The sequence below is a fragment of the Aminobacter sp. P4_D5 genome (assembly GCF_056401815.1).
In genome coordinates this window covers 1-3,778 of record NZ_JBFUIP010000298.1, presented here as the reverse complement: position 1 = coordinate 3,778, position 3,778 = coordinate 1, and the positions used below count along the sequence as shown (strand labels likewise).

The 3,778-nt window shown below is 61.6% G+C and carries 4 protein-coding genes and 1 pseudogene; 1 reads left to right on the top strand and 4 read right to left on the bottom strand.

Annotated features, from left to right (window positions below; translation table 11 throughout):
• Positions 1-149 (top strand): annotated as a pseudogene (locus AC1DWF_RS30885) (carboxylesterase); the annotation flags it as partial.
• A 79-nt stretch (positions 150-228) separates the two neighbouring features.
• On the opposite strand, the gene AC1DWF_RS30880 reads toward AC1DWF_RS30885, so the two are convergent.
• The 4 genes from AC1DWF_RS30880 to AC1DWF_RS30865 all read right to left on the bottom strand — a co-directional run.
• Positions 229-2,115 (bottom strand): MFS transporter, encoded by a 1,887-nt coding sequence (locus AC1DWF_RS30880; RefSeq protein WP_476789075.1) that lies wholly within the window; start codon positions 2,113-2,115, stop codon positions 229-231.
• Between the two features lie 197 nt (positions 2,116-2,312).
• Positions 2,313-2,483, bottom strand: coding sequence for a type II toxin-antitoxin system antitoxin (locus tag AC1DWF_RS30875; RefSeq protein WP_476786303.1), 171 nt, complete (start codon positions 2,481-2,483; stop codon positions 2,313-2,315).
• Between the two features lie 123 nt (positions 2,484-2,606).
• Positions 2,607-2,954 carry a hypothetical protein gene (locus AC1DWF_RS30870; protein ID WP_476786304.1) on the bottom strand — a complete coding sequence of 116 codons (348 nt, stop codon included), beginning with the start codon at positions 2,952-2,954 and terminating at the stop codon, positions 2,607-2,609.
• Positions 2,955-3,222: 268 nt separating this feature from the next.
• Positions 3,223-3,778 (bottom strand): aminotransferase class I/II-fold pyridoxal phosphate-dependent enzyme (locus AC1DWF_RS30865; RefSeq protein WP_476842472.1); only part of this gene is annotated, 556 nt, incomplete at its 5' end.

The following is a 3,778-nucleotide window of genomic DNA, read 5'->3' as shown; positions in this document are numbered from 1 at the left end:
TTGCCGTCCAGTTCGGTGGCTGCGACGGCAAGATTTCAAATTGCCTGCCGATCATGAACGGCTGGAACTATATGGTCCGCCTCTATCGTCCGCGTGATGAAGTCCTCGACGGCAGCTGGAAGTTCCCCGAGGCGCAGCCGGTGAACTGACCGCTCTGCCTCGCGTCCCCAAAAAACAAAAAAGCCCGGCAGGTTGGCGCCTGCCGGGCTTTTCGTAGGTAGCCGAGGGTCAATCCTTGGCGTTGAGGTCGGTGCCGAGCGTATCCTTGACGAACAGCGTGCCGATGATCAGCGTCATGGCGGCAATCGCGATCGGGTACCACAGGCCGTAGTAGATGTCGCCGGCGGCGGCACTCATGGCGAATGCGGTTGCCGGAAGCAGTCCGCCGAACCAGCCATTGCCGATGTGGTAGGGCAGCGACATGCCGGTGTAGCGGATGCGGGTCGGGAACATCTCGACCAGGATCGCGGCGATCGGGCCGTAGACCATGGTCACGTAGATGACCAGCACGGTAAGGATCGCGATGACGCCTGGCCAGCTCACTGCGGCTGGATCGGCGACCATGGCGAACGAGCCGCTGGCCGGGATGTTGAAGAAGCCGACCTCCGGAGCGCCGACTGCCTCTTCGGCGGTGACGATCTTGTCCTTGATCGCCTGGGCGGCCGGGACCGATACCTTTTCACCGGCGCGGATGGCGGCGGCGTCGAGCTTGAGCTCGGGGTTGGCGGCGATGAAGGCGTCGAGCTTCTGTTCCGCAACCTTGCTCGCACCACGGACAAGCGGATAGCCGCCGTCGTGAAGGGCGATGTTGACAGCCTTGATGAAGGCTGCGTCCTTGGCCTTGGCGGTGTCGCCGGCAGCGATCGCGTCATAGGATTCGACGGTCTCGTTGCCGATCTTGACGCTGGCCGCGGTACCCGCCGCAGCCGTGGTGACGACGTCGTAAGGAACCGAGTTCTTGGTCAGGAACGATGTCGCGATATCGCAAGAGGTGGTGAATTTCGCTGTGCCTACCGGGTTGAACTGGAACTTGCAGTCGCCAGGAGCGGCAGTGACGGTGGCGCGAACGTTCTGCTGGGCGGTGGCGAGAGCGGGGTTTGCGGCCCAGGTCAGCGCCTTGAACAGCGGGAAGTAGGTGACGATGGCGAGTGCCAGGCCAGCCATGATGATCGGCTTGCGGCCGATCTTGTCGGACAGCCAGCCAAACAGCACGAAGAAGCCGGTGCCGAGCAGAAGCGAAATCGCGACCATGATGTTGACCGCCTGGGCGTCGACCTTGAGCACGTTCTGCAGGAAGAACAGCGCGTAGAACTGGCCCGAGTACCAGACAACGGCCTGGCCGGCGGTGAGGCCGAACAGCGCGAGCAGGGCGATCTTGGCGTTCTTCCACTGACCAAAGGCTTCCGACAGCGGTGCCTTGGAGCCCTTGCCTTCTTCCTTCATGCGCTGGAAGGCCGGCGATTCCGACAGGGACAGACGAATCCACACCGAGATGCCGAGCAGGATGAACGACAGCAGGAACGGAATGCGCCAGCCCCAGGCGGCGAAGGCTTCCTTGCCGAGCCAGGTCTGTACCACCAGGATGACGACCAGCGACAGGAACAGGCCGAGTGTCGCGGTGGTCTGGATCCACGAGGTGTAGTAGCCGCGACGGTCGTCGGGGGCGTGCTCGGCGACATAGGTCGCAGCACCGCCATATTCACCGCCGAGCGCCAGGCCCTGCAGCATGCGCAGTGCGATCAGGATGACCGGGGCAGCAATGCCGATCGTGGCCGAGCCGGGCAGCAGGCCGACGAAGAAGGTCGACAGGCCCATGATCAGGATGGTGACCAGGAAGGTGTATTTGCGGCCAACGAGATCGCCGATGCGGCCGAAGACGAGCGCGCCGAAGGGGCGCACCAAGAAGCCGGCGGCGAAGGCCAGAAGTGCGAAGATGTTGCGTGTGGCTTCAGGATATTGGCTGAAGAAGGTCGCGCCGATGAAGGCTGCGAGCGAACCGTAAAGGTAGAAATCGTACCATTCGAAAACGGTGCCGAGCGACGAAGCGAAGATGACCTTCTTCTCTTCTCGCGTCATGCTGCGCCTGCGGGCGTCGGCGGTTGCCGAGATTGCCATAATTTGTCTCCTCCCAGAGTGCCGGCGGTATGTGCCTGGAGACTGTGCTCCGGGAATCCGCCTGACGTAACGACGTTGAAGTGATAACGCCGGGAGGCGGGCGTTTTCCATCGCTGCTTTGGGATTATGACCTTAGTCGTAGACGGGCGCCCGGCGGCGGGTTTCCGCGCCGTCGGGCATTCTCAGAAGAGGGGGGCTCAAGCCGCCCGTTCTTCCTTTTCGACGAGATAGCCGCGATCGCGCAGCCACCGGGCGATGATGATTTCGACCATCGACGACACCGAGCGGTGGTCGTCCTTGGCCGCCTTGATGAGCGCTTCCTTGAGGTCGCGTTCAATGCGGAATCCGAGTGGATGAGTCTTGGACATGGCAATTCCTGAAATTCTGTCGGGACGTTTAGTCCCGTGGGAGGATGACCGGAGTAGCGACGAACTTGCTGTCGTGGTCGCGTGTCGACCGGTCAGGCGGCGCAGGTGGGGCGCTTTGCGCCGTTAGACCTGGGCTGGGGGTGCGCGAGGCGCACTCGTTCTGTCACGCAAAAAGCTGAAGAGCGGATCGATTGAAGGTACAGAAATATCGATCTCGGCAATAGGCCGGGAATGGGCGATGCGCGGTAATGCGCTGTCTTCGGTGCCGTCGGTGCTGCACTCGGCTAAAGTGATGCAGGTGTCGCCGCAAGCAAGCAGCGCCAGTGGGCCACCGGTGTCCTGATAGACAGGGCCTGGTGCCGACACTTGCACAACGGAGTCGTGCTCGATCAGGTGAGCCTGGCTCGATGCAACCGAGCCGCCCAGCGCAGCAATTACCGGCAACAGCAGAAAGAACAAGTGCGCGAGCAAACTTGTGCTCCTTCGCCCCTGCTGCCGCTGTTTGGCTCGATACAATTGCTGCCTCTGGATCTCTATACATACCCCCGCCGACGGCGGCGGATATATTTGCACTAGATTAACAGAGTTTGGGCCGGAACGGCAATATGCAAATGTATAACACCGTATGAGAATTAACCATTCCCGTAAGGAAACCGTAGCAAGCCCAGGTCGATTCGCCCAGTCGGCAAAGAAAAACCCGGCCGGAGCCGGGTTTTTCGATCGTTTCAGACGGCCGCGTTCAGGTCAGCGACGCGGTGAAGCGCTGGATGCGCGTGCATGCTTCTTCCAGAAGTGCTTCGGAAGTTGCGTAGGAGATGCGGAAATTGGGGCCGAGGCCAAAAGCCGAACCGAACACCACTGCCACGCCTTCGGCTTCAAGCAGTTCGCTGCAGAAGGTTTCGTCGCCGTCGATAACGACGCCCGCTTGGGTCTTCTTGCCGATCAGTCCGGCGCAGGACGGATAGACGTAGAATGCGCCCTCGGGCGAGGGGCAGGTGATGCCGCGCGCCTGGTTGAGCATCGACACGACGAGGTCACGGCGGTTCTGGAAGATCGCCTTGTTCTTGGCGATGAAATCCTGCGGACCGTTGAGTGCTTCGACCGACGCCCATTGCGCGATGGTGCAGGCGCCGGAGGTCTGCTGCCCCTGGATCATGTCCATCGCCTTGATCAATTGGATCGGGCCAGCCGCATAGCCAATGCGCCAGCCGGTCATGGCATAGGCTTTCGACACGCCGTTCATGGTCAGCGTGCGGTCGTAGAGCTTCGGCTCGACCTCGGCGATGGTCTTGAAG